1 protein-coding gene is annotated in these 511 nt (G+C 37.2%); it reads left to right on the top strand.

All coding sequences use genetic code 11. The features are described from left to right. A partial coding sequence (locus H1A14_RS23110) for a DMT family transporter (protein WP_194778683.1) occupies nucleotides 1-345 on the top strand: 345 nt, incomplete at its 5' end. Nucleotides 346-511: the final 166 nt, after the last annotated feature.

Below are 511 nucleotides of genomic sequence, written 5' to 3'. Positions count from 1 at the left end.
AGAAAGCTCAAAAACACCGAGCATCCGTTGGTCATTGTTTTTTACTTTCCAGTAGTCACCATACCTATCGTTGGCATCATCACTTGGTTCAATTGGGTTAAACCTGAGGGCTTGGATTGGGCCATCTTGTTTGCCATAGGCATTTTTACCCAATTTGCTCAGTATTACATGACAAAGGCCTATCAAAACGCAAATCTTTCAAAAATTGCCAGCCTGACTTATATTGGAATTATCTATGCTTTAGGCTTTGGCTTTCTTTTGTTTGATGAAACCTACAACCTGATTACTTATTTGGGCATGACCTTGGTTTTGGCAGGGGTAATCTTGAATGTCAGGTCAAAGTAGGCCTGTTTCTCCAGCATCCATGAAGCCAAACTACCCTTGGTATATTCAAAGGGATTAATGAAAATATTGTGGTTTTAATTATTGGTAAGAAACTGGTTCTTGAAGCTATTTATTTTAAATTTGATCTTAGGGTTAATTCATTCATTCCAAATCAAACCTGTTTTTT

Source organism: Pararhodonellum marinum (assembly GCF_015354735.1).
Taxonomy (GTDB): domain Bacteria; phylum Bacteroidota; class Bacteroidia; order Cytophagales; family Cyclobacteriaceae; genus Pararhodonellum; species Pararhodonellum marinum.
This window is presented reverse-complemented; position numbering and strand designations above follow the sequence as displayed.